This is a genomic window from Streptomyces sp. NPDC001108 (genome assembly GCF_053598535.1).
This window is the reverse complement of sequence record NZ_JBSFKL010000011.1, coordinates 122,162-145,872: the sequence shown is the minus strand read 5'-3', so window position 1 is coordinate 145,872 and position 23,711 is coordinate 122,162. Positions and strand designations below refer to the sequence as shown.

Below are 23,711 nucleotides of genomic sequence, written 5' to 3'. Positions count from 1 at the left end.
TGCTGTGCGCTCACCGCGGTTCGAATCCTTACGGTGCCGGTGACCGATCGGCCTTGTTTTCGTTCCCCCGTACGAGGGACGGGAATTTCGATCTGAACCGAGGTGTACGCCATGGTGGCCCCGCCGGACAACGATGTGATCTGGGCGCGTTCCCTGCACCACTCCCACAACGGATCGCCCGCCCTCGGCGGCGTCTCCATCGGGGTCCGCGACGGCGAGATCCTTGCCGTGACCGGCCCCCGGGGCTGCGGAAAGACCACCCTGCTGCACTGTCTGTCCGGTCAGCTGGTGCCCGAGCAGGGCGAGGTGTGGTTCAACAGCGTGCCCGTCCACACCATGGGCCCCCGGCTGCGCGAGCGGCTGCGCCGCGACCGCTTCGGCTGGATCGCCCCCGAGCCGCAGCTGGTGCCCGAGCTGAACACCTGGGAGAACACCGCCCTCCCGCTGCTGCTGCGCGGCACCCCGCGCCGCGAGGCGAAGAGGACCGCCCTGGAATGGCTGGAACGGCTCGACATCGGCGGCTGCGCCCGGCAGCGGCCGCACACCCTGCTCCAGAACCAGCGCCAGCGGATCGCCGTGGCCCGCGCCCTCGCCGGTGCCCCCACCGTGATCTTCGCCGACGAGCCCACCGCGACCCTGCACCGCGACGACCGCACCCACGTCCTGCGCACCCTCACCAGCGCGGCCCGCTCGCACGGCATCACGATCGTGCTCGCCACCCACGACGCGGAGATCGCCGCCCTCGCCGACCGCGCGATCCCGCTGCTGGACGGCCGCCGGGTCGCCACCGTCGCCCTGCCCGACAGCTCCGACACCGAAGGCCGGCCGGCGTGCTCGCTCTCCGTCTAGCCCGGGGCTCCCACCCGCTGGTCCTGCTGCGGCGGCTGCTGGTCGCCGCCGCCTCCGCCGGGGTCGGCTTCCTGCTGCTGTGCACGCTCAGCCACGCCGCCGCGCATCCGGAGCACGCCGACGCGGCCGTGCCGCGCCTGCTGTGGTGCCTGGTGCCGCTCGCCGCCGCCGTGCAGTTCGCGGTCGCTGTCACCCGCACCGACCCGAGCACCCGGCCCCGCTCCGGACTCTCCGCCGTGGGCCTCGGGCCGGTCCGGCTCGCCGTGCTCGGCGCGGTCTCCACCGCCGTCTCCTGCACCCTCGGCTCCGCCCTGGCGCTGCTCTTCTTCCTGCATCTCCGCGGCGACCTGTCCGGACTTCCGTTCGACGGCGCGGCGGCCGGGCTGCTCGACGCCGGTGCCCCGCTGCCACTCGCCGCCGCGCTGGTGCTGCTGGCCCTGGTCCCGGTGAGCGCGGCCGGGCTGAGCGCCTACGCGCTGCGCGCCGAGCGGACCCCCGCGCCGGTCTCCCCCAAGGTCCCCGACCCGGACGTCCTGACCGAACCGGAACCGCCCGACCCGGCGGCACCCCCGGCGGGGCTGCCGTGGGGTGTGGCGCTGGCCTCGGCCGGTCTCGCCATCGAGGCGTACATGGCGCGCGGCGGCGGGCGCGGCGTGCTCCCGCTGCCCGGCCGGACGGAAGCCACCCCGGCCGGGGTGCTGGCGGGCTGGACGCTGGCGGCCATCGGGCTGGCCGTGGCGGGACCGGGCCTGGCCCATCTCTGCGGACGGCTGCTCCAGGCGGTGCGCCCCGGCGCCGTACGGCTGCTGGCGGGCCGGGTGCTGATGGACGAGGCGCGCCGGATCGGGCGTCCGCTCGGCGTGGTGTGCGCGGTGCTCGCCACCGCGGTCGCCGGTTACGCGCTGTACGGGACCGGGACCGGTCCGCCCGGCCCGCTGGCGGCACTGGGCGGAGTGCTGGTGCTCGGCTGTACGACGGCGACCCTGCTGACCTCGGCGCTGGAGGCCCGGCAGGACCGGGCGCGGACGGCACGCGCGCTGCTGCGGCTCGGGGCCCCCGCCTCGGCCCTGCGCGCCGCGACCGCGCTGCGCGCCACCGCCCTGCTGCTGGTCTTCGCCCCGCTGACCTGGCTGGTCGCCGAGCTGGCCGCGCTCCCGCTGTCCGCCTGAGCCGAACCCGCAGGCCAATTCCTCCGGGCCGAACCGTTTCCTCCGGGCCGTTTCCTCCCGACCGTTCTTCCGGGCGGGCCGGATCGCGAGTCCGGCACGGTCCGGAAGGGACGGCCCACGCCCCGGGGCCGGATCAGCGGGCGGGCTCCAGGACGACGACCTCCGCCGCGTCGAATCCGACGCCGACCGCCGCCCCTTCCTCGGGGGCGTCCCGGGGCGCGCACTCCGCCTCCAGCTCCGGGCCGGTCGGCGGGGTCAGCCGCACCATGACCCGGCTGCCGCGGAACGTCCGCCCGCCGGCCACGCAGCGCAGCCCCTGCTCCGGGGAGCCGATCCGTACCCCGGCCGGCCGTACCAGCAGCTCGCACGCCCCCTGCGGCGAGTCCTCCGGCACCGGCACCTTGCCCCACACCGTGTCGGCGACCCCACCGGTCACCGTCGCCGCCACCACGTTGTCGAAGCCGAGAAAACCGGCCACGAAGGCGGAGACGGGCCGCCGCCACACCTCCAGCGCGGTGCCCACCTGGGCGATCCGGCCCTCGCGCATCACCACCGTCCGGTCGGCCAGCGCGAACGCCTCGCCCTGGTCGTGCGTGACGGCGAGCACGGTCGTGCCCAGCTTCCGGAAGAGCGCACGCAGTTCGACGACGAGCCGTTCGCGCAGCCCCCGGTCGAGCTGGCCCAGCGGCTCGTCCAGCATCAGCAGCTTGGGGCGCGGGGCGAGGGCCCGCGCGAGGGCGACGCGCTGCTGCTCGCCGCCGGAGAGCGTGGCGACGGCGCGCCGCTCGGCCCCGGGCAGGCCCACCAGGTCGAGGAGTTCACCGACCCGGCGTTCCTGGTCGCGGCGGGAGGCTCCGCGCATCCGCAGCCCGAAGGCGACGTTGGCGCCGACGTCCCGGTGCGGGAAGAGCTGATGGTCCTGGAACATCAGGCCGAGGCCGCGCCGGTGCACCGGCACCCCGGACTGGTCCGCACCGTCCAGCAGCACCCGGCCGCCGTCCAGGCGCTGGAGCCCGGCGACCACCCGCAGCAGGGTGGACTTGCCGCTTCCGCTCGGCCCCAGCACGGTGACGATCTCGTGCTCGGCGACCGCCAGGTCCACCGCGTCGAGCGCCGCCCGCCCGCCGAAGCGGACGGTGGCCGATTCCAGTGTCAGCATTTCCAGAACTCCCCGGACATCTCTAGAACTCCCCGGTCCGGTCCGTACGGACCCGTTCGAGCAGCAGCAGCGAGACGGCGCAGACCACCATCAATAGGGTGCTGAGCGCCATCGCCTGGCCGTAGTTCAGCTCCCCGGCCCGCCCAAGCAACCGAGCCACGGCGACCGGCAGCGTCGGCCGGTCGGGCCGTGCGATGAACACCGTCGCGCCGAACTCGCCGAGCGAGACGGCGAAGGCGAAACCGGCCGCGACCAGCAGCGCCCGCCGTACCAGCGGCAGATCGACCTCCCGCCAGGCCCGCAGCGGCGAGGCCCCGAGCACCGCCGCCGCCTCCCGCAACCGCCCGTCCACCGCGCGCAGCACCGGCAGCATCGTCCGTACGACGAAGGGCACCCCGACCAGCGCCTGGGCGAGCGGCACCAGGATCCAGGAGGTCCGCAGGTCCAGCGGCGGCTCGTCCAGGGTGATCAGGAAGCCGAAGCCGACGGTGACCGCGGAGACCCCGAGCGGCAGCATCAGCAGCGCGTCGAATCCGCGCGCCAGCCGGCCCGCCCGACGGGTCAGCGCCGCGGCGGCGAGCCCGCCGATCACCACCGCGATGGCCGTGGCGACCAAGGCGTACTGGAGGGAGTTGGCGACCGCTTCGAGCGGCGCGACCAGGAAGGTACCGCCGCTCGCGTCCGCCGATCCCAGAGCCCGGTAGTAGTCGAGCCCATGGCCGTCCCCGGTGTTCACGGAGCGCTCCACGAGCACCCCGAGGGGCAGCAGGATCAGCAGCAGTACGGTCAGCAGCACCCCGCCCAGCAGCGCCCACTGCCCGGCACCGCGCGGCCTGTGCGCCGTGCGCGCCGGGTCGACCAGGCGCAGAGCTCTCTCCCTGCGCCGGACGGTCCAGGCGTGCACGGCGAGGATCGCACCGACCGCGGCGAACTGCACCAGGGTCAGCACGGCGGCGGTCGGCAGGGCGAGGAGCTGCGCGGTCTGCCGGTAGATCTCCACCTCCAGGGTGGCGAAGCCGGGACCGCCGAGGATCTGCACGACACCGAAGGAGGTGAAGGTGAAGAGGAAGACCATCAGCGCGGCGGCGGCCACGGCGGGGGCCAGCGCGGGCAGCGTGACCCGGCGCCAGGCGGCGAACCGTCCGGCGCCCAGCACCCTGGCGGCCTCCTCCTGCCGGGGATCGAGCTGGGCCCACAGCCCCCCGACCGTGCGGACGACCACCGCGTAGTTGAAGAAGACATGGGCGAGCAGGATCGCCCAGACGGTGGTGTCGAGCCGTACGCCCCAGAGTTCGTCGAGGAATCCGCCGCGCCCGAGCAGGGCCAGGAAGGCGGTCCCGACGACGACGGTCGGCAGCACGAACGGCACCGTGACGACCGCCCGCAGCAGTTGCTTGCCGGGGAAGTCGAAGCGGGCGAAGACATAGGCGCCGGGCAGCGCGATCAGCAGGGTCAGGGCGGTCGATGCGAGCGCCTGCCAGCAGGTGAACCAGAGCACCTCGCGGATCTCCGGCCGGCCCAGCACCTCGCCGATCCGCCCGAACTGCCAGACGCCGTCCGCCTTCAGCCCCCGGCCGACGATCGCGGCGACCGGGTAGGCGAAGAACAGCGCGAAGAACGCGACGGGCACGGCCATCAGACCGAACCGCGTCGCGCCCCGCCGCAGGGCCGGACCGCGGGCCTGGCGCACGGCTCCGCCGCCCGGTCCCGGCCCGCGTCCCGCGGTCCTCGTTACTTCACGACGAGCGAGGACCACGACTGGACCCACTGCTCACGGTTCTTGGCGATCAGTTCCGGGGCGACGGTCCCGGGCCGGTCCACCGTGGCGCCGAACTTCGTGAACAGCTCCGGCAGCTTCGCGTCCCCGGAGACCGGGTTCACGAACATGTTGAGCGGCATGTCCTCCTGGAACCTCTTGCTGATCAGGAAGTCCAGCAGGGCCTTGCCGCCCTTCTCGTTCGGCGCCCCGTCCAGCAGCCCGGCGAACTCGATCTGCCGGAAGCAGGCGCCGGTGACCACGCCGGTCGGGGCCTGGGCCGGCTGCGGCTTCGCGTACAGCACCTCGACGGGCGGGCTGGAGGCGTACGAGACGACGAGGGGCCGGTCGGCCTTGGCCTTCTTGCCGCCCGCCGAACCGGAGAACTCCTCGTTGTACGCCTGCTCCCAGCCGTCGACGACCTTGACGCCGTTGGCCTTGAGCTTCTTCCAGTAGTCCTGGTAGCCGTCCTCGCCGTAGGCCGCGACGGTGCCGAGCAGGAAGCCGAGACCGGGCGACGAGGTCGCGGCGTTCTCGGTGACCAGCAGGTTCTTGTACGCGGGCTTCGCCAGGTCGTCGAAGCTGGCCGGCGGTGCGAGCTTCCTGTCGGCGAAGTACTTCTTGTCGTAGTTGACGCAGATGTCGCCGGTGTCGACCGGGGTGACCCGGTGCTCGGCGTCGAGCACGGTGTCCTTCGCGACCCGGTCGAGGCCCTTGGCCTCGTACGGGGTGAAGAGCCCGCTGTCGAGGGCGCGGGAGAGCAGGGTGTTGTCGACGCCGAAGAACACGTCGCCACGGGGCGAGCCCTTGGTCAGGATCTCCTGGTTGAGCGCGACGCCCGCGTCCCCGCTCTTCAGTACCTTGACGGTGTAGCCGGTCTCCTTGGTGAACTCCGCCAGGACCTCCTTGGAGGCGTTGAAGGAGTCGTGGCTGACCAGCGTCACGGTCTTGGAGCCGGGGCCCTTGGTGCCGCCGGAGCCGGCGGACGTGTCGTCGGAACCTGCGCATCCGGCGAGTGCGGTGACGCCGACCGCGGCGGCGAGGGCCGAGACCGCGAGCCGGCCGGTCCTGCGTGTGGTGCTCATTGTGAATTCCTCCTGGGTTTTGGCCAGGAAGAGACGCGGCCCCACCCGCGGAAAGCGGGCAGGGCGCAACAGCATGAGTTGATGACCGAACTTCCTACCCGGAATGACCCGGGCGAGGTTCAGAGGGTCTGCGGCCGACCTGTCCTCGGTGCCGCACTCTCAGCGCTGTGGCGCTCCCCTGTCGGAATATGAAGTTGATTTCGGGCACAGAGTACACGGGCCCCGACGGCCACCCCGGGGGGTGTCCGTTCCGGCCGTCCCCCACCGGACCGGACACCCCGGCGCATTCAGCGCTCGGACGCCGCCAGCTGCCCGCAGGCCCCGTCGATCTCCTGGCCCCGGGTGTCCCGTACGGTCACCGGCACCCCGTGGGCGGCGATCGCCTCGACGAAGGCCCGCTCGTCCTCGGGCCGCGAGGCGGTCCACTTGGAGCCGGGCGTGGGGTTCAGCGGAATCAGGTTGACGTGTACGCGCTTGCCCTTGAGCAGCCGGCCCAGCCGGTCGCCGCGCCACGCCTGGTCGTTGATGTCCCGGATGAGCGCGTACTCGATGGAGATGCGACGGCCGGACTTCTCCGCGTACTCCCACGCGGCGTCCAGCACCTCGGCCACCTTCCAGCGGGTGTTCACCGGCACGAGGGTGTCGCGCAGCTCGTCGTCCGGCGCGTGCAGCGACACGGCGAGCCGGCACTTGAAGCCCTCGTCGGCGAAGCGGAGCATCGCCGGCACCAGGCCCACGGTGGAGACCGTGATCCCCCGCTGCGAGAGCCCCAGTCCGTCCGGCTCCGGGTCGGTCAGCCGACGGATCGCGCCGACCACCCGGTTGTAGTTGGCGAGCGGCTCGCCCATGCCCATGAAGACGATGTTGGAGAGCCGGGCCGGACCGCCGGGGACCTCCCCGTCCCGCAGCGCCCGCATGCCGTCGACGATCTGGTGGACGATCTCGGCGGTGGACAGATTGCGGTCGAGCCCGGCCTGCCCGGTCGCACAGAACGGGCAGTTCATCCCGCAGCCCGCCTGCGAGGAGATGCACATCGTCACGCGCTCGGGGTAGCGCATCAGGACGGACTCCACGAGCGTCCCGTCGTGGAGCTTCCAGAGCGTCTTGCGGGTGGTGTCGTCGTCGCAGCTGATGTGGCGGACCACCGACATCAGGTCGGGGAACATCGCCTCGGCGAGCTTCTCCCGCGAACCGGCGGGGATGTTGGTCCACCCGGCGGGGTCGTGCGTGTACCGCGCGAAGTAGTGCTGCGAGAGCTGCTGGGCGCGGAACGGCTTCTCGCCGATCGCGGCGACGGCCTCCCTGCGCTCGGCGGGCGTGAGGTCGGCGAGGTGCCGCGGCGGCTTCTTGGCTCCGCGGGGCGCGACGAAAGTGAGTTCTCCGGGCTTAGGCATGGTTCTTCCAGTGTCGCAGACAGAACGGTGAGGGCCCGCCGTCCTGTGGACAGCGGGCCCTCACCGGTGAAATAGCAGGTCAGCGGGGGTGTTGATCAGGCGGAGCCGACGAACAGCACCAGCAGCAGCCAGACCACCGGCGCGGTCGGCAGCAGCGAGTCCAGCCGGTCCATGATGCCGCCGTGCCCCGGCAGCAGCGTGCCCATGTCCTTGATCCCGAGGTCCCGCTTGATCATCGACTCGCCCAGGTCGCCCAGGGTGGCACTGGCCGCGACCGCGAGCCCGAGCAGGAGCCCCTGCCACCAGGACCCGCCGTCGATCAGGAACTGCATGCACAGCGCCCCGGCGACCATCGCGAAGGCGACGGCCCCGAACAGGCCCTCCCGGGTCTTTCCGGGGCTGATGCGCGGCGCGAGCTTGTTCTTCCCGAACCGCCAGCCGACGGCGTACGCGCCGGTGTCGCTGACCACGGTCAGCAGCAGGAAGGTGAGCACCCGCTGCGGTCCGTCGTCGGCGGTCAGGAGCATGGCAACGAAAGTGGCGAGGAACGGCACGTAGAACGCGGCGAAGACACCGGCCGTGACGTCCCTGAGGTAGTCCGCGGGCGGCTGGGCCATCCGCCAGACCAGCACCGCCAGCGCGGTCAGCGCCGTCGCCACCCAGGCGCCTTCGGCGCCCTTCACGTAACCGGCCACCACCATCGCCGCGCCGCCCACCGCCAGCGGGATCAGCGGCGCCCGGATGCCCTTGCGCTCCTGGAGCCGGGAGGTCAGCTCCCACAGCCCCACCACGACGGCGAGGACGATGACGGCGACGAAGACGGCCTTCACGATGAAGAGCGAGGCGACGATGACGGCGCCGAGCCCCACACCGACCCCTATGGCAGCTCGCAGATCACGGCCCGCACGCTTCTTCTGCGGGGACGGCGGCGCGGTGGACATGGGCTCCTGCGGGATCTCGTCACGGAACAGGGGGCCGCCGCTCAGGCGTCCGGCCCCCTGGTCCCGGTCATCACGGTCGTCGGCGTCTCTGCCTGCGCCGGGAACGTCCGGCACACGCACATCGTAAGCAGGACCCACCGGAGCGGCCCGCATCTCGGGCGCGCCCCAGTGGCCGACCGCCTGCGGGACGCCCCGGGAAGAGTCGTTCATCAGACTTCGAGCAGCTCGGCTTCCTTGTGCTTCAGCAGCTCGTCGACCTGCGCGACGTACTTCGCGGTGGTGTCGTCGAGCTCCTTCTCGGCACGACGGACCTCGTCCTCGCCCGACTCCTTGTCCTTGACCAGCTTGTCCAGGTTCTCCTTGGCCTTGCGGCGCACCGCGCGGATGGAGATCTTGGAGTCCTCGGCCTTGCCCTTGGCGACCTTGATGTAGTCGCGGCGGCGCTCCTCGGTGAGCTCCGGGAAGGTCACCCGGATGATGTTGCCGTCGTTGCTCGGGTTGACGCCGAGGTCGGAGTCGCGGATGGCCTGCTCGATGTTGCGCAGCGCGCTCTTGTCGAACGGCGTCACGACGGCCATGCGCGGCTCGGGAACCGAGAACGAGGCCAGCTGGTTGATCGGGGTCAGCGCGCCGTAGTAGTCGGCGACGATCTTGTTGAACATCGCCGGGTGCGCGCGGCCGGTGCGGATCGCGGCGAAGTCCTCCTTCGCGACGACGACGGCCTTCTCCATCTTCTCCTCGGCCTCAAGGAGGATTTCTTCGATCACCACGTGCTCCTGCGTGTCTTGAGTGGGCCCGTCGTACTCGGGCCCGGCGGGTCCTGCGTCGCGTCCTCACCTGCACGGTGTCCGACCGGCAGGCCGTTGTCCATCCTCCGGACCGGTCCCGGTGGATTCCAGGGCGGCCCGTATCTCCCCGCCGTACGCCGGGGAGGCGCCCGGGGTCATCCGAGCCGGGTGCTCCGGTCACTCACGAGCGTGCCGATCTTCTCACCCTTGACCGCGCGGGCGATATTGCCGGTGGCGGTGAGCTCGAAGACGAGGATCGGCAGGTCGTTGTCACGGCAGAGCGTGATGGCGGTGGCGTCGGCGACCTTGAGATCGCGGGCGAGAACCTCGCCGTACTCAAGTGCGTCGAACTTCACCGCGTCGGGGTTGCGCTTCGGGTCGGAGTCGTAGACCCCGTCCACCCCGTTCTTGCCCATCAGGAGTGCCTCTGCGTCGATCTCCAGGGCGCGCTGGGCGGCGGTGGTGTCGGTGGAGAAGTACGGCATTCCCATACCGGCGCCGAAGATGACGACGCGCCCCTTCTCCAGGTGGCGAACGGCGCGCAGCGGGATGTACGGCTCCGCGACCTGCCCCATGGTGATGGCGGTCTGGACGCGGGAGTCGATGCCCTCCTTCTCCAGGAAGTCCTGGAGGGCCAGGCAGTTCATGACCGTGCCGAGCATGCCCATGTAGTCGGAACGGGCCCGGTCCATACCGCGCTGCTGGAGCTCGGCACCGCGGAAGAAGTTGCCGCCGCCGATGACGACCGCGATTTCCGCGCCGTCGCGGACGACCGCCGCGATTTCCCTGGCGATGGCGTGTACGACGTCGGGGTCGACGCCGAGGCCCCCGCCGCCGGCGAATGCCTCTCCGGACAGCTTCAGCATGAAGCGTCCGGCCGCCTTGCCGTCCTCGCGCTTGTGGTCGCCTGTGGCGGCGTCCGCGCCCTTGTTCATGGAGATTCTCCTCGTGCACATACGAAGAAGGCCATTGCCGGTGGGTCTGGTGTCCCTCAGCGGCAATGGCCTCCTCGTCAGATCTGCGGTCGTACGGCGTGAGTGCGGCCGACGACTGCACTAGACCCTATCGCGGGGTCCACCGTTGTTCGCGGACGGACTCAGATGCCGACCTTGATGCGCGTGAAGCGCTTCAGGGTGACACCGGCCTCGTCCAGGACCTTCTGAACGGACTTCTTGTTGTCCAGCGCGTACGGCTGGCCCAGGAGGGTGGCCTCCTTGAAGAAGCCGTTGACGCGACCCTCGACGATCTTCGGGAGCGCGGCCTCCGGCTTGCCCTCGGCGCGGGTGGTCTCCTCGGCGACGCGGCGCTCGGCCTCGACGACCTCGGCCGGGACGTCCTCGCGGGACAGGTACTTCGGGGCGAACGCGGCGATGTGCTGCGCGATGCCCTTGGCCAGGTCGGCGTCGGCCTTGTCCAGCTCGACCAGGACACCGATCTGCGGCGGCAGGTCGGGCATGGTGCGGTGCATGTACGCGGAGACGTACGCGCCGGTGAACTGCGCGAAGCGGTCCAGGACGATCTTCTCGCCGAGGTTGGCGTTGGCCTCGTCGACGTACGCCTGGACGGTCTTGCCGGCCTCGATCTCGGAGGCGAGCAGCGCCTCCAGGTCGGCCGGGGAGGTCGCGGCGACGTGCGCGGCGAGGGTGTTCGCGACGCTCTGGAACTTCTCGCCCTTGGCGACGAAGTCCGTCTCGCACTTGAGCTCCAGCAGAACGCCGGACGTCTGGTCCTCGGAGATGAGGGAGACGACGGCGCCGTTCTCGGCAGAACGGCCCTCGCGCTTGGCGACGCCCTTCTGGCCCTTGATGCGGAGCGCCTCGACGGCCTTGTCGACGTTGCCCTCGGCCTCGTCGAGCGCCTTCTTGCAGTCCATCATGCCGGCGCCGGTCAGCTCGCGGAGCTTCTTGACGTCAGCGGCGGTGTAGTTCGCCATGAGTCTGTGTTTCTCTCTCGAAGTCTGAAAGATCTACGGGTGGACGGCGGGGGCGGTGCTTGTGGCACCCGCCCCCGCCGTCCGCAGCCGTGACGGGTGTCAGGCCTGCTCGGCGTCCGCGGCCGGAGCCTCGGCCTCGACGGCCGGGGCCTCGGTCTTCTCAGCCTCGGCGGCCTTCTCGGTCTCGGCGGAGGACTGCACCTCGGCGTCGGCCTTCTTGTCGCCCTCGAGCAGGTCGCGCTCCCACTCGGCGAGCGGCTCGCCGGCGGCCTTCTCGCCCGGCTTCGAGTCACCGGTGGCGGCACCGGAACGGGCGATGAGGCCCTCGGCGACGGCGTCGGCGATCACGCGGGTGAGCAGGGTGACGGAGCGGATCGCGTCGTCGTTGCCCGGAATCTTGTAGTCGACCTCGTCGGGGTCGCAGTTGGTGTCGAGGATCGCGACGACCGGGATGTGGAGCTTGCGCGCCTCACCGACGGCGATGTGCTCCTTCTTGGTGTCGACGATCCAGACGGCGCTCGGCACCTTCTGCATCTCGCGGATACCACCGAGGGTCTTCTCCAGCTTGGCCTTCTCGCGGGAGAGGACCAGGAGCTCCTTCTTGGTGAGGCCGGAGGCGGCCACGTCCTCGAAGTCGATGAGCTCGAGCTCCTTCAGACGCTGAAGGCGCTTGTAGACGGTGGAGAAGTTGGTGAGCATGCCACCCAGCCAGCGCTGGTTGACGTACGGCATGCCGACGCGGGTCGCCTGCTCGGCGATGGCCTCCTGGGCCTGCTTCTTGGTACCCACGAACATGATGGAGCCGCCGTGGGCGACGGTCTCCTTGACGAACTCGTAGGCGCGGTCGATGTACGACAGCGACTGGAGCAGGTCGATGATGTAGATGCCGTTGCGCTCGGTGAAGATGAAGCGCTTCATCTTCGGGTTCCAGCGACGGGTCTGGTGACCGAAGTGGACGCCGCTCTCCAGCAGCTCCCGCATCGTGACGACGGCCATGGCCGTACTCCTTGAGGTGCTCGGTTGTCGCGACCGCAGGATTGCTGTCGCGCCTGACGCCCCGACGCGCCGTGCCCGAAGGACCGAGGAGCGCGGCCACCATCCGCGAAGAGGGAGGTGGCGGGGCGTGCGAAGTCGACCCGGTGGCCCGGATCGCCGTATGAAGTGTACGGGACGGTCCGGGTGCCGGGTGACGGCGCTGTCCACAACGGGTCCGTCGTCCACAGATCCAGGCCAAGATCCCCGCGGATCGGTGGATCGCGGGACGGTTCCGCCATGCGATGCACGACTGATCCGAAGGCCCCGGGGGCCCCGTCCGTACCGGATGCCCGGTCCGCACCGGCTGCTGCCCTTCTCCGGACCGGGGCCGGGCGGAGACGGGTGCGCGGGGTGCTGGTGGCCGCGGTGGCGGGGCTGCTCGCGGTGGTGTGCGGCCCGTCGGCCGCCACGGCAGGCGCCCCGCCGCGCGCACCCGATTCCGTGCGCCCACCGGCTCCGCAGCCGGCGCCGGCTCCCTCCCCGGGCACGGGGGCCGACGGTGCGCGGAGCTGGCCGCTGGCCGGGCGGCCCTCGGTCGTACGGGGCTGGGAACCCCCGGCCGGCCCCTACGCGCGCGGCCATCGCGGTGTCGACCTCGCCGCCGCTCCGGGGGCGCGGGTGCTCGCCGCGGCACCGGGAAAGGTGGCGTTCGCGGGGCGTGTGGCGGGGCGGGGAGTGCTGGTGATCGAGGTGTCCGGCAGTGGTGATCCGCCGCTGCGGACCACGTACGAGCCGGTGCGGGCGGTGGTTCCCGAGGGCGGCGAGGTGGTGGCGGGGCAGGAGGTGGCCGCCCTGGAGGCGGGGCCGTTCCACTGCGCCTCGGGCTGTCTGCACTGGGGACTGCGGCGCGGCGACACCTACCTGGACCCGATGTCACTGCTGCCGCCCCGGCTGCTGCGCGGAGGACCGTCCCGGCTGCTCCCGGTGTTCGGCGTCCCCGAACCCGAGCGGTAGGGAGGGAGGCCCCGGGGCGGCACCCCAAAGGCCGCGCCAGGTCAGCCCTGTGCGCCCCGTACGCCGTGGAGGATCATGGCGACGGCGGTGTCCGCGATCGCGGACGGCTCCTCGGCCGCCGCCAGCTCGATCCGCCGCACCGCGGCGTCCACCGAGCCCTGGAGCAGCATCGCCGCCAGCCTCGGACGGCTGTGGCCGAGCGCGCCGAGCGCCTCGACGATCATGGCGATCAGCCCGCCGTGGGCGGCCCTGATCTTCTCCCGCGCCCCGGCGTCCAGCTCGCTCGCGGAGATGGCGACGACCGCCCGGTGGCGCCGGTCGCCGACCAGGTCGAGCTGGCGGCGCACATAGGCCTCGATCTTCTCCTCGGGCGTCGTGGCCTGCTCCATCGCGTGCTCGACCTCGGCCGCCCAGACCGGGAAGTCCACGGCGCAGAGCTCTTCGACGACGGCCGCACGGGAGCGGAAGTACTCGTACACCGAGGACCGGGCCAGGCCCGTGCGCTCGGCGAGGGCGGGGAAGGTCAGCGCCTCCGTGCCGCCCTCGGACAGCAGGGTGCGGGCGGCGTCCAGGAGGGCGCCGCGCTGCATCGTCCGGTGCTCGGCCACCGAGGCCGCTCGAATCCTGGGCACGTGTCCACTCTACGGCGAGGGTGTTCGAGAGGGAGCGTACGGCCCTGGCGCGTGGCCGAAGCCACGCTGCGGCGGATGCGGTTCAGCGCCCGGCGTCGGCCAGTTTCGCGCGGAGTTGCAGCACCGATTTGGTGTGGATCTGGCTGACCCTGCTCTCGGTCACCCCGAGGACGTTGCCGATCTCGGCGAGGGTGAGGCCCTCGTAGTAGTAGAGCGTCACGACGGTCTTCTCACGCTCCGGGAGGGTGTTGATGGCGCGTGCGAGCAGCCGTCTGAGCTCGCGGTCCTCGGCCACCTCGACCGGGTCGTCGGCGGTGGTGTCCTCCAGCGTGTCCATGAGGCTGAGCCGGTCGCCGCCCTCGCCGCCGACGTGCAGCAGCTCCTCCAGGGCGACCACGTTGGCCAGCGACAACTGGCTGAAAACAGCATGCAGTTCCTCCAGGGCGATCCCCATCTCGGCGGCCACCTCCGCCTCGGAGGGGGTGCGCCGCAACTGCGCCTCCAGCGTCGCGTAGGCACGCTCCACCGCCCGCGCCTTCTGCCGCACCGAGCGCGGGATCCAGTCCAGCGCCCGCAGTTCGTCGATCATCGCGCCGCGGATGCGGGTGATGGCGTACGTCTCGAACTTGATCGCACGCTCGATGTCGAACTTCTCGATCGCGTCGATCAGTCCGAAGACCCCCGAGGAGACGAAGTCCGCCTGCTCGACATTGGACGGCAGGCCCACGCTCACCCGGCCCGCGACGTACTTCACCAGCGGCGAGTAGTGCAGGATCAACTGCTCCCGCAGCCGCTCGTCGCCGGTGGACTTGTACGAACGCCACAGCTCGTCGAGCGAGGAGGGCGCAGGGGGGCGCACAGTGCCACGCGCAGCCGGTGGTACTGCCGCGCGGTCAGACCCGGAGGTGTGCTGGGGCATGTGGTGCCTTGAGCCGTTCTGCTGTGGGTGCTGGGACGTATGTCTGAGTCGGGGTCCTCGTGAGCGTAGCGTGACCGTGAGGTAGCGGTCCGCGCAGGATAAGGGATCGGCGCTCCGCGAATCCGGCCGATCCGCCATGAATTCCGACATGAATGGGATCCGGGGCCGTCGCGGCGCGCGTCGGCCCCGGAGGCGTCTCCGAGGGATCCACCGAGGTCATCGGCATCACCTTTTCACCCGAATGCCCCAGGTCAAGCACCGCCCCGCCGCGCGTCGTCACGGCGAGTCGCCGGCGGCGCCAACCGCCATCCCTCGCCATCCCGTTCGACGAACCCCAGTGAGTGCAGTTCGTACAGTCGGCCGAGCGCTTCGTCGGCGCTGGTCCCGGCGGCGCGCGCCACCTCGCGTCCGTCGGCCGCGCCCCGCCCCGGCAGCGCGTCCAGGACGCGGGCGGTGACCGGGTCCAGCAGGTCCCGGGGGTGTACGGGGCCGGTTCTGGCCGGTGCCAGCTCCCCCATGTCCCCGACCAGTTCGACGACTTCCGAGGCATCGGTCACCAGGACCGCCTCGCCGCGCAGCAGCTCGTGCACCCCTGCCGAGAGGCCGCTGGTCACGGGGCCGGGCACCCCCATCGACAGGCGGCCGAGCCGTTGCGCGCAGCGGGCGGTGACCAGCGAACCGCTGCGGTACTCCGCCTCGACGACGACCGTGCCGCGCGTCAACGCCGCGATGACCCGGTTGCGCTGGATGAATCTGCCGCGGGTCGGATGATCGGACGGGGGCAACTCTCCGATGACGAGCCCCTGTTCCGCGATACGCCCGATCAGCTCGGCGTGTCCCCGGGGGTAGGGGACGTCCACCCCGCAGGCCAGGACCGCCGCCGTCGCCCCGCCCACGGCGAGCGCGCCGCGATGTGCCGCTCCGTCGACCCCGAAGGCGGCGCCTGACACGACCACCCAGCCCAGCTCGGCGAGTCCCGCGCCGAGACCGGCCGCCATGTGCGATCCGTAGGGCGTGCAGGCCCGTGCGCCGACCACGGCCACCGAGCGCAGTGCCCAGAGCCGCAGGTCACGGGGGCCGCGCACCCACAGTCCGGTCGGCCGGGCGTCCCCGAGGTCGTCCAGTTGGCTGGGCCACTCCCGGTCCCCGGGGCAGACGAACCGTCCGCCGCGGGCGGCGATCGCCGCGAGGTCCCGTTCCGGCTCGGCCCTCTCCGCCCGCAGCCGGTACCCGGCGAGCCGTTTCGGGGTCATGCCGCCGAGCCGTTCCGCCGAGCCGTCCGTGCCGGTGAGGCGCCGCACCAGTTCGACGGCACCGTACTCGCGCAGCCAGCGCCCGCCGCGCTCGTCCCCGGGCTCGACGATGCGGGTCAGAGCCGCCCGCGCCAGCCTCTCCTCGGCGCTCACCGCCCCGCCCGGTCCGACCGTCGCTCCCGGCCCCCGGCCGCCCTCCTCCGGCTCCTTCGCCACCGCCCGGTTCATGACGCTCCGGCGCGCGTCCGGGCGCCCCTCGGAACACCGGTGCGCAACTCCAGTGCCTGCGCGACGTCGGACGCCTCCGGGCGCTCGGCCCCGCGCAGGTCCGCGACGGTCCACGCCACCCTGAGCACCCGGTCCAGCCCCCGGGCGGTGAGCATGCCCCGGGCCAGGTCCCGCTCGGCCTCGGCGAGCGCGCCCGGGGCGGCGGCCAGGCCGGTACGCAGCTCATGGCCGGACACCTCGCTGTTGGTCGACCGGCCCGTCCCCGCCAACCGCTTCGCGGCCCGCGCCCTGGCCTCCCGGACCCGGGCCGCGACGAGGGCGGTCGGCTCGCCCCGGCCACCCTGGCCGATCAGGTCCTCGCGCCGGACCGGGGCGACGGTGACCCGCAGATCCAGCCGGTCGAGCAGCGGCCCGGAGAGTCTCGACTGATAGCGCCTGACCGTGGCCGACGAGCATTCGCAGCCCTCCCCGTTGAGGCGGTGCCGTCCGCACGGGCACGGGTTGGCGGCCAGCACCATCTGGAACCTGGCGGGCAGCCGCACCACCCCGGCGCTGCGCGCCACCACGACATGGCCCGACTCCAGCGGCTGGCGCAGCGCGTCCAGTACCCGGACCGAGAACTCCGGTGCCTCGTCGAGAAAGAGGACTCCACGGTGGGCCAGCGAGACCGCGCCGGGCCTCGGCAGCCCATTGCCCCCGCCGACCAGCGACTGCATGGTCGCCGAGTGGTGGGGCGCGCAGTAGGGCGGCCGGGCGACCAGGGGCTCGCCCGGCGGAAGGATGCCCGCCACCGAGTGGACCGCCGTCACCTCCAGGGACTCCTGCCTGGTCAGCGGGGGCAGGATCGCGGGAAGCCGTTCGGCCAGCATGGTCTTGCCCGCGCCCGGCGGCCCCGAGAGCAGCAGATGATGGCCTCCGGCCGCCGCGACCTCCAGGGCCATGCGGGCCAGCGGCTGCCCCGCCACGTCCGCCAGGTCCGGCGCGCTTCCCCCGCCCTGCCCGGCGGTGCGGGCGAGCCCGGTGCCGACGCCCTCGCCGGGCACCATCAGCCCGGCCAGCATGGTGTCGGGCCGGCCCTCCTCGCGAGGCTCCGGCTCGTCGGGGACGGGCTCCTCGCAGAGCACCGCGATCAGCTGCCGCAGGCTCCGTACCCCGAGGACGGAAACCCCGGGGACGAGCGCGGCCTCCCCCGCCGTCTGCTCGGGCACGACGACCTGCCGGTACCCGGCCTCCGCGGCGGCGAGCACGGCCGGGAGCACCCCGCGTACCGGCCTGACCCGCCCGTCGAGTCCCAGCTCACCGATCATCACCACATCGGCGATCGACGCCGGGTCGATCCGCTCGGCAGCCCCGAGCACCGCGCAGGCGACGGCGAGGTCGAAGCCCGAACCACTCTTGGGCACGGAGGCGGGCGACAGGCCCACCGTGAGCTTCTTCTGCGGCCACTCGGCCCCCGAGTTCGCCACCGCGGCCCTGACCCGGTCCCGGCTCTCCACCAGGCTCTTGTCCGGCAGCCCGACCAGGGTGAACGCAGCCACCCCCGCCTCCAGGTCCGCCTGGACCTCCACCACCACGCCCTCGACGCCGACGAGCGCCACCGAACAGGCCCGTGCGAACCCCATCTCAGGCCACCCCCCGCGCATGCTCCGCGACGGGCGCCCCGCGCCTGGGCAGCACGATCCCGACCAGGTCGATCCGGACCCCGCCGGGCGGCGGGCCGCCGTGCCGGTCCAGCCAGATGCCGGCCAGCCTCCGCAGCCGCTCCGCCTTCACCGGCGTGACGGCCGCCATCGGATGCTCGAACGCGCCCGCCCTGCGGGTCTTCACCTCGCAGAGAACGAGCGCGTCGCCGTCCATCGCGACGATGTCGACCTCACCGGCGCGACAGCGCCAGTTCCGTTCCAGTACGGACATGCCGGCCTCGGCCAGCAGCCGCGCCGCCAGATCCTCGCCGTACCGCCCGAGTGCCCCCCGTGCGTTCATTTCGGCACCACCTCCGGGACCGACTCTGACGCCTTCGGCCCCGGCTTGTGGATCTTGGTGGACAACTCCGGGATTGTGGACAACCCGGCCACCCGGAAGAGGGAATCAGTCCCCTTTTTGAGGCGGGATCAGGCGGGATCAGCCGCCCGGAAGCTCAAGATCGCTCTTGTTGAGCTCCTCGATGTTGACGTCCTTGAACGTCAGCACCCGTACCTGCTTGACGAACCGCGCGGGCCGGTACATGTCCCAGACCCAGGCGTCCGCCATCGACACCTCGAAGAACACCTCGCCCTGGACCGAATGCACCTGCATCTCGTAGTCGTTGGTGAGGTAGAAGCGCCGCTCGGTCTCGATCACGTATTTGAACAGACCGACGACGTCGCGGTACTCCCGGTAGAGCTTCAGCTCCATCTCGGTCTCGTACTTCTCGAGGTCCTCGGCGCTCATTGGCATGTTCCCCTTCAGCCGTGCGTCCCCCCATTGTGCGCCAGGCCCCCGGCCTCTAAGCGATTTCGGGGTCGAGAACCAGTGGCGTTCGCGGGGGACCCTCGTCGAGCAGCGTGCGCAGCAGCCCGGCGAGCCTGGTCGGGTACACCGTCTCACGCGCCGCCGACAGTTCGGCGGAGGTCCACCATCTCAGCCCCGAGACGCTGCGCCGCTCCAGACCGGTCTGTCCGCTGGTGTCGGTGTCGGTCCGGTCCGTGCGGGCCAGGTAGTACCACTCGTCCTGCTCCCAGCGGCGGCCGTCGAACGGGAACGAGCACATCCGCCGCCAGAGCAGCGGGCCCAGCTCGACCGCGGTGATCCCGGTCTCCTCGGCGAGTTCGCGCAGGGCGGCCTGCTCCCGGGTCTCGTCGCCCTCCAGACCGCCGCCGGGGGTGAACCACCAGTCGCGCCGCGGGTCGTCCGGCTCGAAGCCGTGCAGCAGGAGGATGCGGTCGTCGGGGTCCAGGAGCACCACGCGGGCGACCTTGCGTCGTTCAGTGCGCATCGGCGGGCCGCCTCTCCCGCCCGTTCCGCGCCGAGCGGGTGAGCAGCGTCTCGACCGGCCCGTACGCCGCGCCGCCCAGGATGAGCACCACGCCCACGGCAACGGCCCAGAGCTGGGTCCGGAGCGGTCCGGGCGAGGAGATCCCGCCGGGAAGACCGGCGAAGGCGCTCGGCCGGTCCACCATGCCGTTCATCGGCCAGGCGATGGCGTCCACCCGGGCCCGCACCTCGGAGCGGGGGACCGAGCCCTTCCCCGCGTCCTCCAGGTGGACCCGGGAGTCCAGCGAGGCGGTCCGGTCGTCGCCCAGCAGGAAGAGCTGTCCCTCGGGCACCTCGGCCGTGAAGTCCTCGACCGAGGCCCGCTCTTTGTACCGCAGATACGGTTCTTCGAGGGGCCGGCCGTTGATCCGGAGCCGGCCGTCCTTGCCGCAGCAGGAGATCCGGTCGCCGCCGATCCCGACGACCCGCTTCACCATCGGCATGTCGCCCCAGGCGGGATCGGTGAAGACCACCACGTCGCCGCGGCGCACCTCACCGCCGTCGATCCGTTCCGCGAGCACCCGGTCGCCCGCGTTCACGGTGGGGGTCATGGACTGGGTCGGCACCGTGTACGGCTCGTACACCACGGCGCCCCAGGCGAACCCGCCCAGGAAGAGCACGCAGCCGACGGCCACGGCCAGACCCGACAGCACACCGCCGAGCCGGCTCCGGCCGTCGCCCGTACGTCCTTGACCGCTCATCCCAGCCTCCCCGCCTCGGCGATCGCCGATCCGAGTCGGCACCCTACCCGGCGGTACGCCCACCGGTCAGCCTGCGGCGGCGCCACAGCACCAGCGGAACCGCCCCGGCCAGGCCGATCGCGCCGGGGGCCACGGCCGCGGCGGCGCTCAGCCCCGGCTGGTCGAAGGTGTCCGGGACGGGCAGCGTCGACCAGCGGTTGATCGGCCAGGCGACGACGACGGCCCGGCCCACGACCTCGTCGACGGGCACGAAGCCCTTGGTCTTCTCGTCGATGTGGTAGCGCGAGTCCCAGGAGTTCTGCCGGTGGTCGCCCATCACCCAGATCTTGCCGTCGGGCACCGTGAACGGTCCGAAGGGCTTGTCGTCGCAGGCCGAGTTGCCCGGGAAGATGTACGGCTCGTCGAGCGCCTTCCCGTTGACCTTGACCGGGCCGCCCTTCGCGCACTGCACGGTGTCGCCGCCGACCGCGATGACCCGCTTGATCAGGTCCTTCTCCTTGGAGGAGGGCATCAGGCCGATGAAGCTCAGCACGTCCTGCACCACGTTCGACTCGGGGGTCGGCTCGCCGGCCAGCCAGTTCTCCGGGTCGTGGAAGACGACGACCTCGCCGCGCTCGGGCTCCGAACCGAACCACGGCGTCAGCTTGTCCACCAGCACCCGGTCACCCCGCTGAAGGGTGTTCTGCATCGAATCCGAGGGAATCGAGAACGCCTGCACCAGGAACGTCTTGATCAACAGGGCCAGGACCAGGGCGACCACGATGAGCAGCGGCAGCTCCTTCCAGAACGGCCGCTGCGGCTTCCCCGTCCCCTCGCCGTCGAGGTCCCCGTCCTCGGGTCGCTCCGCCCCGGGTGCGGCCGGGTCCGCCGCCTGCTCCGGCGGTCCGGGGACGGCGTCGGCGGGCGGGCCGGGCCTCTCCGCGGGCTCTCCATGTCCAGATCGTGCACCGGCAGCCACGTCACTCACATCCAGTCCTCACTCTGCGCCCCGCCTGCTCCGGGGCCCTGTCCGTTCAGGCCCACTGCCCCGAACAACGAACGGGAGTTCCGCAGTGCCGCTGCTCGTTCCCGGCCGCATCGCCGTGGACGGGTCCCCGGAGTCCGGGGCACGCCGCACGGCAACCGCCCTCCGGTTGTTCGGCGTACTCGCCGAACAACCGGAGGGCGGTTCATCCGTATCACCCGGTGCGCCGTTCCGGAGCACCGGTGTCCTTCATATCGCGGACCCGGGCCGTGGCACAGCCCGCCGGGTCCGCGGGCCCGGCACGGCGCGACGGATCACGGCGTGCTGCCTGCCGGGGTGGTGTGCCGGCCGGCCAGGACGGCCCGCCTGCGCCGCCACAGGACGAACGGCACGGCACCGGCGAGACCCAGCACTCCGGGGGCCGCTCCCAGCGCCGCGTTCAGACCCGGCTGGTCGAAGGTCTTCGGGATGGGCAGCGTCGCCCAGCGGTTGATCGGCCAGGCCACGACGAAGGCGCGGCCGACGACCTCGTCGTTGGAGACCGTGCCGTTGCCCGGCAGCTCCTGGTGGTAGCGGGAGTCGCGGGAGTCCTGGCGGTGATCGCCCATCACCCAGATCCGGCCCTCGGGCACCTTGATCGGGCCGAACGGATCGTCGTTGCAGGGCGTGTTCCCGGGGAAGATGAAGGACTTCTCGTCCAGGGCCTTGCCGTTGACCACGACGGGGCCGTTCTCCTTGCACTCCACCGTGTCGCCGCCGATCGCGATGACCCGCTTGATCAGGTCCTTCTCCTCGGCGGAGGGCATGAGGCCGATGAAGCTGAGGAACTTCTGGACCGCGTTCGGGTGGACCTCGGGGGTGTCGTCCAGCCAGCCGCCCGGGTCGTGGAAGACGACGACCTCGCCGCGCTCGGGCTCCGAACCGAACCACGGCGTCAGCTTGTCCACCAGCACCCGGTCGCCCCGCTGGAGGGTGTTCTGCATCGAATCCGAGGGAATCGAGAACGCCTGCACCAGGAACGTCTTGATCAGCAACGCGAGAACGAGCGCGATGACGACGAGCAGGGGCAGCTCCTTCCAGAAGGAGCGCGGCTTCTTCACCGCCCCGCCGCCGTCCGGAGTCTCACCGTCGATCCCCGCGTGACCCGCCGCCCCGGCGGACTCGGCGTTGCCCGAACGGCCCGGCCGGTCCTCGGGTTCCTCGTGTCCGGATCGTGCGCCGACGGCCAAATCCCCCACATCCACTCCTTACTCCGTGCCACCGCCTGCTCCCTAGCCGGTGCAGGCCCACCACTCCCATAACGAGCGGAAGTTCCGCAGGGCTCGGGAGAGGAGCCAATCCGTTGAGATCGGGGGACGCCACCGTATGCGACGGGCCTGGTGCGCCGGTCGTTCCGGCGCGTGCCCGCGGAACCTGTGAGAAGGTCCCCGGTTCGTCCAGTTCTCGCCAGTGGCCGACCGGCCAGGCGATCACCATGGCGCGCCCCACGACCTGCTCCTCGGAGACCGTGCCGTGTCCCGGGTCGTCCAGGTGGTAGCGGGAGTCGGCCGAATCCGATCGGTGGTCGCCCATCACGAAGATCCGGCCCTCAGGAACCTTTACCTCGAATTTGATGAGGGAGGGCGGATTCCCCGGGTAGAGGTAGGGCTCGTCCAGCGGTACGCCGTTGACGGTGATCCGGCCGTCCTTGCCGCAGCACTTCACCGTGTCGCCGCCGACCCCGACGACCCGCTTGATCAGGTCCTGCTCGTCGTCCGAGGGCAGCAGCCCGATGAAGGTCAGGACCTCCTTGACCTGCTTCACGACGACCGGCGACTCCTTCTTGGCGCCGCTCTCCTTCCTCAGCCAGCCCCCGGGGTCGCGGAAGACGACGACGTCGCCGCGCTCGGGCCGGGAACCGAACCACGGCGTCAGCTTGTCCACCAGCACCCGGTCGCCGATCCTGATGGTCTGCTCCATCGATCCCGAGGGGATCACGAACGCCTGTACCAGGAAGGTCTTGAGGACGAGTGCGATCAGCACCGCCACCATGGCGAGCAGCGGGATCTCCCGGGCGGCGGAGCCCCGCCGCCGCCATTTGACCCGGCGCGCCAGCTTCCGCCGCTCCACCCGGGTGCGTGGCGTGCGCGCGGCCGGCGGACCGTCGTCCTCCGGGCCGCCCCCGCTCCGGCCGCGGCCGCGGCTACCCATGGCCCGCGCCCGGCAGCGAGCCCAGCCGACCGAGCGGCCAGCCGATCCAGTCCACCCGGCCGATCACCCTGTCGACCGGGACCATCCCGCCGCCCGGTTCCCCGAGGTGGTCGCGGGAGTCACGGGAGTTGCTGCGGTGGTCGCCCATCATCCAGAGGGTGCCGTCGGGGACGACGATGTCGAAGCGCACCCGGGAGGCCGCGTCCCCCGGGTACAGGTAGTCCTCGGTGACCGGCCGCCCGTTCACCTCGATGCGGCCCTTCCTGTCGCAGCAGACCACCCGGTCACCGCCCACGCCCACCACGCGTTTCACGTAGTCGGTCTCTTCGGGCCCGGCCAGCCCGAGGGAGGCGGCCGCCGAGTGCACCAGGGCGGCGACGGGGTTCTCCTCCGGGGGCTCCTGCACGAACGATCCGGTGCCGTCGAAGACCACCACGTCACCGCGGTGCGGCCCGGAGCCGGAACGGTACGCCAGCTTGTTGACCAGCACCCGGTCCCCCACCTCCAGCGTCGGTTCCATCGAGCCGCTGGGGATCTGATACGGCTGCACCACGTAATTGCTCAGGAGCAGCACGAAGACCGCGCAGACGGCCCCGAGGAGGGCGGTCCGCCGCCAGGTCCAGTTCGTCGGACCGTCGGGCCGGTCCGGAATACGCAAGGAGCGCGATCCCTCCCCCGGCACCGTCGTGGGTGCGGAGGAGGGATCGCGCTCCGAGAGCTCAGCTTCCGTGTCCATCGGGGCCAGAGCC

General features: G+C 71.9%; 24 protein-coding genes. 3 read left to right on the top strand and 21 right to left on the bottom strand.

Annotation, left to right across the window (positions count from 1 at the left end):
• The first annotated feature begins 111 nt into the window (after window positions 1–111).
• Both ACWC97_RS24110 and ACWC97_RS24105 read left to right on the top strand, forming a co-directional pair.
• On the top strand, window positions 112–849 hold the full coding sequence (locus ACWC97_RS24110; protein ID WP_450651485.1) for an ABC transporter ATP-binding protein: 738 nt from the start codon (window positions 112–114) through the stop codon (window positions 847–849).
• Window positions 831–2,018 carry a hypothetical protein gene (locus ACWC97_RS24105; RefSeq protein WP_450651483.1) on the top strand — a complete coding sequence of 396 codons (1,188 nt, stop codon included), beginning with the start codon at window positions 831–833 and terminating at the stop codon, window positions 2,016–2,018. The genes ACWC97_RS24110 and ACWC97_RS24105 overlap by 19 nt, the downstream gene beginning before the upstream one ends.
• Window positions 2,019–2,151: 133 nt before the next feature.
• On the opposite strand, the gene ACWC97_RS24100 is transcribed toward ACWC97_RS24105, so the two are convergent.
• The 9 genes from ACWC97_RS24100 to rpsB form a co-directional block, all read right to left on the bottom strand.
• Window positions 2,152–3,177, bottom strand: a complete 1,026-nt coding sequence (locus ACWC97_RS24100) for an ABC transporter ATP-binding protein (RefSeq protein ID WP_352276359.1) — start codon at window positions 3,175–3,177, stop codon at window positions 2,152–2,154.
• A 22-nt stretch (window positions 3,178–3,199) separates the two neighbouring features.
• A complete protein-coding gene (locus tag ACWC97_RS24095) occupies window positions 3,200–4,813 on the bottom strand; it encodes an ABC transporter permease (RefSeq protein ID WP_385212034.1) in 1,614 nt (537 codons plus the stop codon).
• Between the two features lie 95 nt (window positions 4,814–4,908).
• Window positions 4,909–6,018, bottom strand: a complete 1,110-nt coding sequence (locus tag ACWC97_RS24090; RefSeq protein WP_450651481.1) for a thiamine ABC transporter substrate-binding protein — start codon at window positions 6,016–6,018, stop codon at window positions 4,909–4,911.
• A gap of 287 nt (window positions 6,019–6,305) precedes the next feature.
• Window positions 6,306–7,412, bottom strand: a complete 1,107-nt coding sequence (rlmN, locus tag ACWC97_RS24085; RefSeq protein WP_352276357.1) for a 23S rRNA (adenine(2503)-C(2))-methyltransferase RlmN — start codon at window positions 7,410–7,412, stop codon at window positions 6,306–6,308.
• Window positions 7,413–7,507: 95 nt separating this feature from the next.
• Window positions 7,508–8,563 carry a phosphatidate cytidylyltransferase gene (locus tag ACWC97_RS24080; RefSeq protein WP_450651479.1) on the bottom strand — a complete coding sequence of 352 codons (1,056 nt, stop codon included), beginning with the start codon at window positions 8,561–8,563 and terminating at the stop codon, window positions 7,508–7,510.
• Window positions 8,563–9,120, bottom strand: coding sequence for a ribosome recycling factor (gene frr, locus ACWC97_RS24075; protein ID WP_352276476.1), 558 nt, complete (start codon window positions 9,118–9,120; stop codon window positions 8,563–8,565). Before frr ends, ACWC97_RS24080 begins: the two co-directional genes overlap by 1 nt.
• A 176-nt stretch (window positions 9,121–9,296) precedes the next feature.
• Window positions 9,297–10,076, bottom strand: coding sequence for a UMP kinase (pyrH, locus tag ACWC97_RS24070; RefSeq protein ID WP_352276355.1), 780 nt, complete (start codon window positions 10,074–10,076; stop codon window positions 9,297–9,299).
• Window positions 10,077–10,237: 161 nt separating this feature from the next.
• On the bottom strand, window positions 10,238–11,074 hold the full coding sequence (tsf, locus tag ACWC97_RS24065) for a translation elongation factor Ts (RefSeq protein ID WP_352276354.1): 837 nt from the start codon (window positions 11,072–11,074) through the stop codon (window positions 10,238–10,240).
• A gap of 99 nt (window positions 11,075–11,173) precedes the next feature.
• Complete coding sequence (rpsB, locus tag ACWC97_RS24060) at window positions 11,174–12,070, bottom strand: 30S ribosomal protein S2 (protein WP_352276353.1); 897 nt, start codon at window positions 12,068–12,070, stop codon at window positions 11,174–11,176.
• A 381-nt stretch (window positions 12,071–12,451) separates the two neighbouring features.
• Here rpsB and ACWC97_RS24055 point away from each other — a divergent pair, with 381 nt between their 5' ends.
• On the top strand, window positions 12,452–13,063 hold the full coding sequence (locus tag ACWC97_RS24055) for a murein hydrolase activator EnvC family protein (protein WP_450651477.1): 612 nt from the start codon (window positions 12,452–12,454) through the stop codon (window positions 13,061–13,063).
• A 41-nt stretch (window positions 13,064–13,104) separates the two neighbouring features.
• On the opposite strand, the gene ACWC97_RS24050 is transcribed toward ACWC97_RS24055, so the two are convergent.
• The 12 genes from ACWC97_RS24050 to lepB (ACWC97_RS23995) form a co-directional block, all read right to left on the bottom strand.
• The gene (locus ACWC97_RS24050; protein ID WP_392280365.1) at window positions 13,105–13,671 is read right to left on the bottom strand and encodes a TetR/AcrR family transcriptional regulator; all 567 of its coding nucleotides are present in this window, start codon (window positions 13,669–13,671) and stop codon (window positions 13,105–13,107) included.
• Between the two features lie 106 nt (window positions 13,672–13,777).
• Complete coding sequence (whiG, locus tag ACWC97_RS24045; protein ID WP_352276351.1) at window positions 13,778–14,614, bottom strand: RNA polymerase sigma factor WhiG; 837 nt, start codon at window positions 14,612–14,614, stop codon at window positions 13,778–13,780.
• Window positions 14,615–14,865: 251 nt separating this feature from the next.
• Window positions 14,866–16,095, bottom strand: a complete 1,230-nt coding sequence (gene dprA, locus ACWC97_RS24040; protein ID WP_450651475.1) for a DNA-processing protein DprA — start codon at window positions 16,093–16,095, stop codon at window positions 14,866–14,868.
• Entirely contained in the window at window positions 16,092–17,717 is a 1,626-nt protein-coding gene (locus ACWC97_RS24035; protein WP_392280303.1) for a YifB family Mg chelatase-like AAA ATPase, read from the bottom strand. The genes dprA and ACWC97_RS24035 overlap by 4 nt, the downstream gene beginning before the upstream one ends.
• A 1-nt stretch (window position 17,718) precedes the next feature.
• Window positions 17,719–18,078: a YraN family protein gene (locus tag ACWC97_RS24030; RefSeq protein WP_352276332.1), complete on the bottom strand. Its 360-nt coding sequence runs from the start codon at window positions 18,076–18,078 to the stop codon at window positions 17,719–17,721.
• A 138-nt stretch (window positions 18,079–18,216) separates the two neighbouring features.
• Window positions 18,217–18,525 carry a DUF2469 domain-containing protein gene (locus ACWC97_RS24025; protein WP_003965949.1) on the bottom strand — a complete coding sequence of 103 codons (309 nt, stop codon included), beginning with the start codon at window positions 18,523–18,525 and terminating at the stop codon, window positions 18,217–18,219.
• A gap of 55 nt (window positions 18,526–18,580) precedes the next feature.
• The gene (locus tag ACWC97_RS24020) at window positions 18,581–19,069 is read right to left on the bottom strand and encodes an NUDIX hydrolase (RefSeq protein ID WP_352276331.1); all 489 of its coding nucleotides are present in this window, start codon (window positions 19,067–19,069) and stop codon (window positions 18,581–18,583) included.
• Window positions 19,059–19,808 carry a signal peptidase I gene (gene lepB, locus ACWC97_RS24015; RefSeq protein ID WP_352276329.1) on the bottom strand — a complete coding sequence of 250 codons (750 nt, stop codon included), beginning with the start codon at window positions 19,806–19,808 and terminating at the stop codon, window positions 19,059–19,061. The genes ACWC97_RS24020 and lepB (ACWC97_RS24015) overlap by 11 nt, the downstream gene beginning before the upstream one ends.
• A gap of 43 nt (window positions 19,809–19,851) precedes the next feature.
• Complete coding sequence (gene lepB / locus ACWC97_RS24010; protein ID WP_450651549.1) at window positions 19,852–20,766, bottom strand: signal peptidase I; 915 nt, start codon at window positions 20,764–20,766, stop codon at window positions 19,852–19,854.
• A 320-nt stretch (window positions 20,767–21,086) separates the two neighbouring features.
• Window positions 21,087–22,001, bottom strand: coding sequence for a signal peptidase I (gene lepB, locus ACWC97_RS24005; RefSeq protein ID WP_450651547.1), 915 nt, complete (start codon window positions 21,999–22,001; stop codon window positions 21,087–21,089).
• Window positions 21,895–22,962 (bottom strand): signal peptidase I, encoded by a 1,068-nt coding sequence (gene lepB, locus ACWC97_RS24000; RefSeq protein ID WP_450651472.1) that lies wholly within the window; start codon window positions 22,960–22,962, stop codon window positions 21,895–21,897. The genes lepB (ACWC97_RS24005) and lepB (ACWC97_RS24000) overlap by 107 nt, the downstream gene beginning before the upstream one ends.
• Window positions 22,955–23,698 (bottom strand): signal peptidase I, encoded by a 744-nt coding sequence (lepB, locus tag ACWC97_RS23995; protein ID WP_450651470.1) that lies wholly within the window; start codon window positions 23,696–23,698, stop codon window positions 22,955–22,957. The genes lepB (ACWC97_RS24000) and lepB (ACWC97_RS23995) overlap by 8 nt, the downstream gene beginning before the upstream one ends.
• Window positions 23,699–23,711: the final 13 nt, after the last annotated feature.

What these genes read in the sequence shown, in the direction of transcription:
- ACWC97_RS24100 (WP_352276359.1), bottom strand. Translation starts at nt 3,177, where the DNA reads ATGCTGACACTGGAATCGGCCACCGTCCGCTTCGGCGGGCGGGCGGCG.
- pyrH (WP_352276355.1), bottom strand. Translation starts at nt 10,076, where the DNA reads ATGAACAAGGGCGCGGACGCCGCCACAGGCGACCACAAGCGCGAGGAC.
- ACWC97_RS24025 (WP_003965949.1), bottom strand. Translation starts at nt 18,525, where the DNA reads ATGAGCGCCGAGGACCTCGAGAAGTACGAGACCGAGATGGAGCTGAAG.
- ACWC97_RS24095 (WP_385212034.1), bottom strand. Translation starts at nt 4,813, where the DNA reads ATGGCCGTGCCCGTCGCGTTCTTCGCGCTGTTCTTCGCCTACCCGGTC.
- ACWC97_RS24110 (WP_450651485.1), top strand. Translation starts at nt 112, where the DNA reads ATGGTGGCCCCGCCGGACAACGATGTGATCTGGGCGCGTTCCCTGCAC.
- ACWC97_RS24035 (WP_392280303.1), bottom strand. Translation starts at nt 17,717, where the DNA reads ATGGGGTTCGCACGGGCCTGTTCGGTGGCGCTCGTCGGCGTCGAGGGC.
- tsf (WP_352276354.1), bottom strand. Translation starts at nt 11,074, where the DNA reads ATGGCGAACTACACCGCCGCTGACGTCAAGAAGCTCCGCGAGCTGACC.
- lepB (WP_450651470.1), bottom strand. Translation starts at nt 23,698, where the DNA reads ATGGACACGGAAGCTGAGCTCTCGGAGCGCGATCCCTCCTCCGCACCC.
- ACWC97_RS24030 (WP_352276332.1), bottom strand. Translation starts at nt 18,078, where the DNA reads ATGAACGCACGGGGGGCACTCGGGCGGTACGGCGAGGATCTGGCGGCG.
- lepB (WP_450651472.1), bottom strand. Translation starts at nt 22,962, where the DNA reads ATGGGTAGCCGCGGCCGCGGCCGGAGCGGGGGCGGCCCGGAGGACGAC.
- ACWC97_RS24080 (WP_450651479.1), bottom strand. Translation starts at nt 8,563, where the DNA reads ATGAACGACTCTTCCCGGGGCGTCCCGCAGGCGGTCGGCCACTGGGGC.
- whiG (WP_352276351.1), bottom strand. Translation starts at nt 14,614, where the DNA reads ATGCCCCAGCACACCTCCGGGTCTGACCGCGCGGCAGTACCACCGGCT.
- ACWC97_RS24020 (WP_352276331.1), bottom strand. Translation starts at nt 19,069, where the DNA reads ATGCGCACTGAACGACGCAAGGTCGCCCGCGTGGTGCTCCTGGACCCC.
- dprA (WP_450651475.1), bottom strand. Translation starts at nt 16,095, where the DNA reads ATGAACCGGGCGGTGGCGAAGGAGCCGGAGGAGGGCGGCCGGGGGCCG.
- rpsB (WP_352276353.1), bottom strand. Translation starts at nt 12,070, where the DNA reads ATGGCCGTCGTCACGATGCGGGAGCTGCTGGAGAGCGGCGTCCACTTC.
- ACWC97_RS24090 (WP_450651481.1), bottom strand. Translation starts at nt 6,018, where the DNA reads ATGAGCACCACACGCAGGACCGGCCGGCTCGCGGTCTCGGCCCTCGCC.
- rlmN (WP_352276357.1), bottom strand. Translation starts at nt 7,412, where the DNA reads ATGCCTAAGCCCGGAGAACTCACTTTCGTCGCGCCCCGCGGAGCCAAG.
- lepB (WP_352276329.1), bottom strand. Translation starts at nt 19,808, where the DNA reads ATGAGCGGTCAAGGACGTACGGGCGACGGCCGGAGCCGGCTCGGCGGT.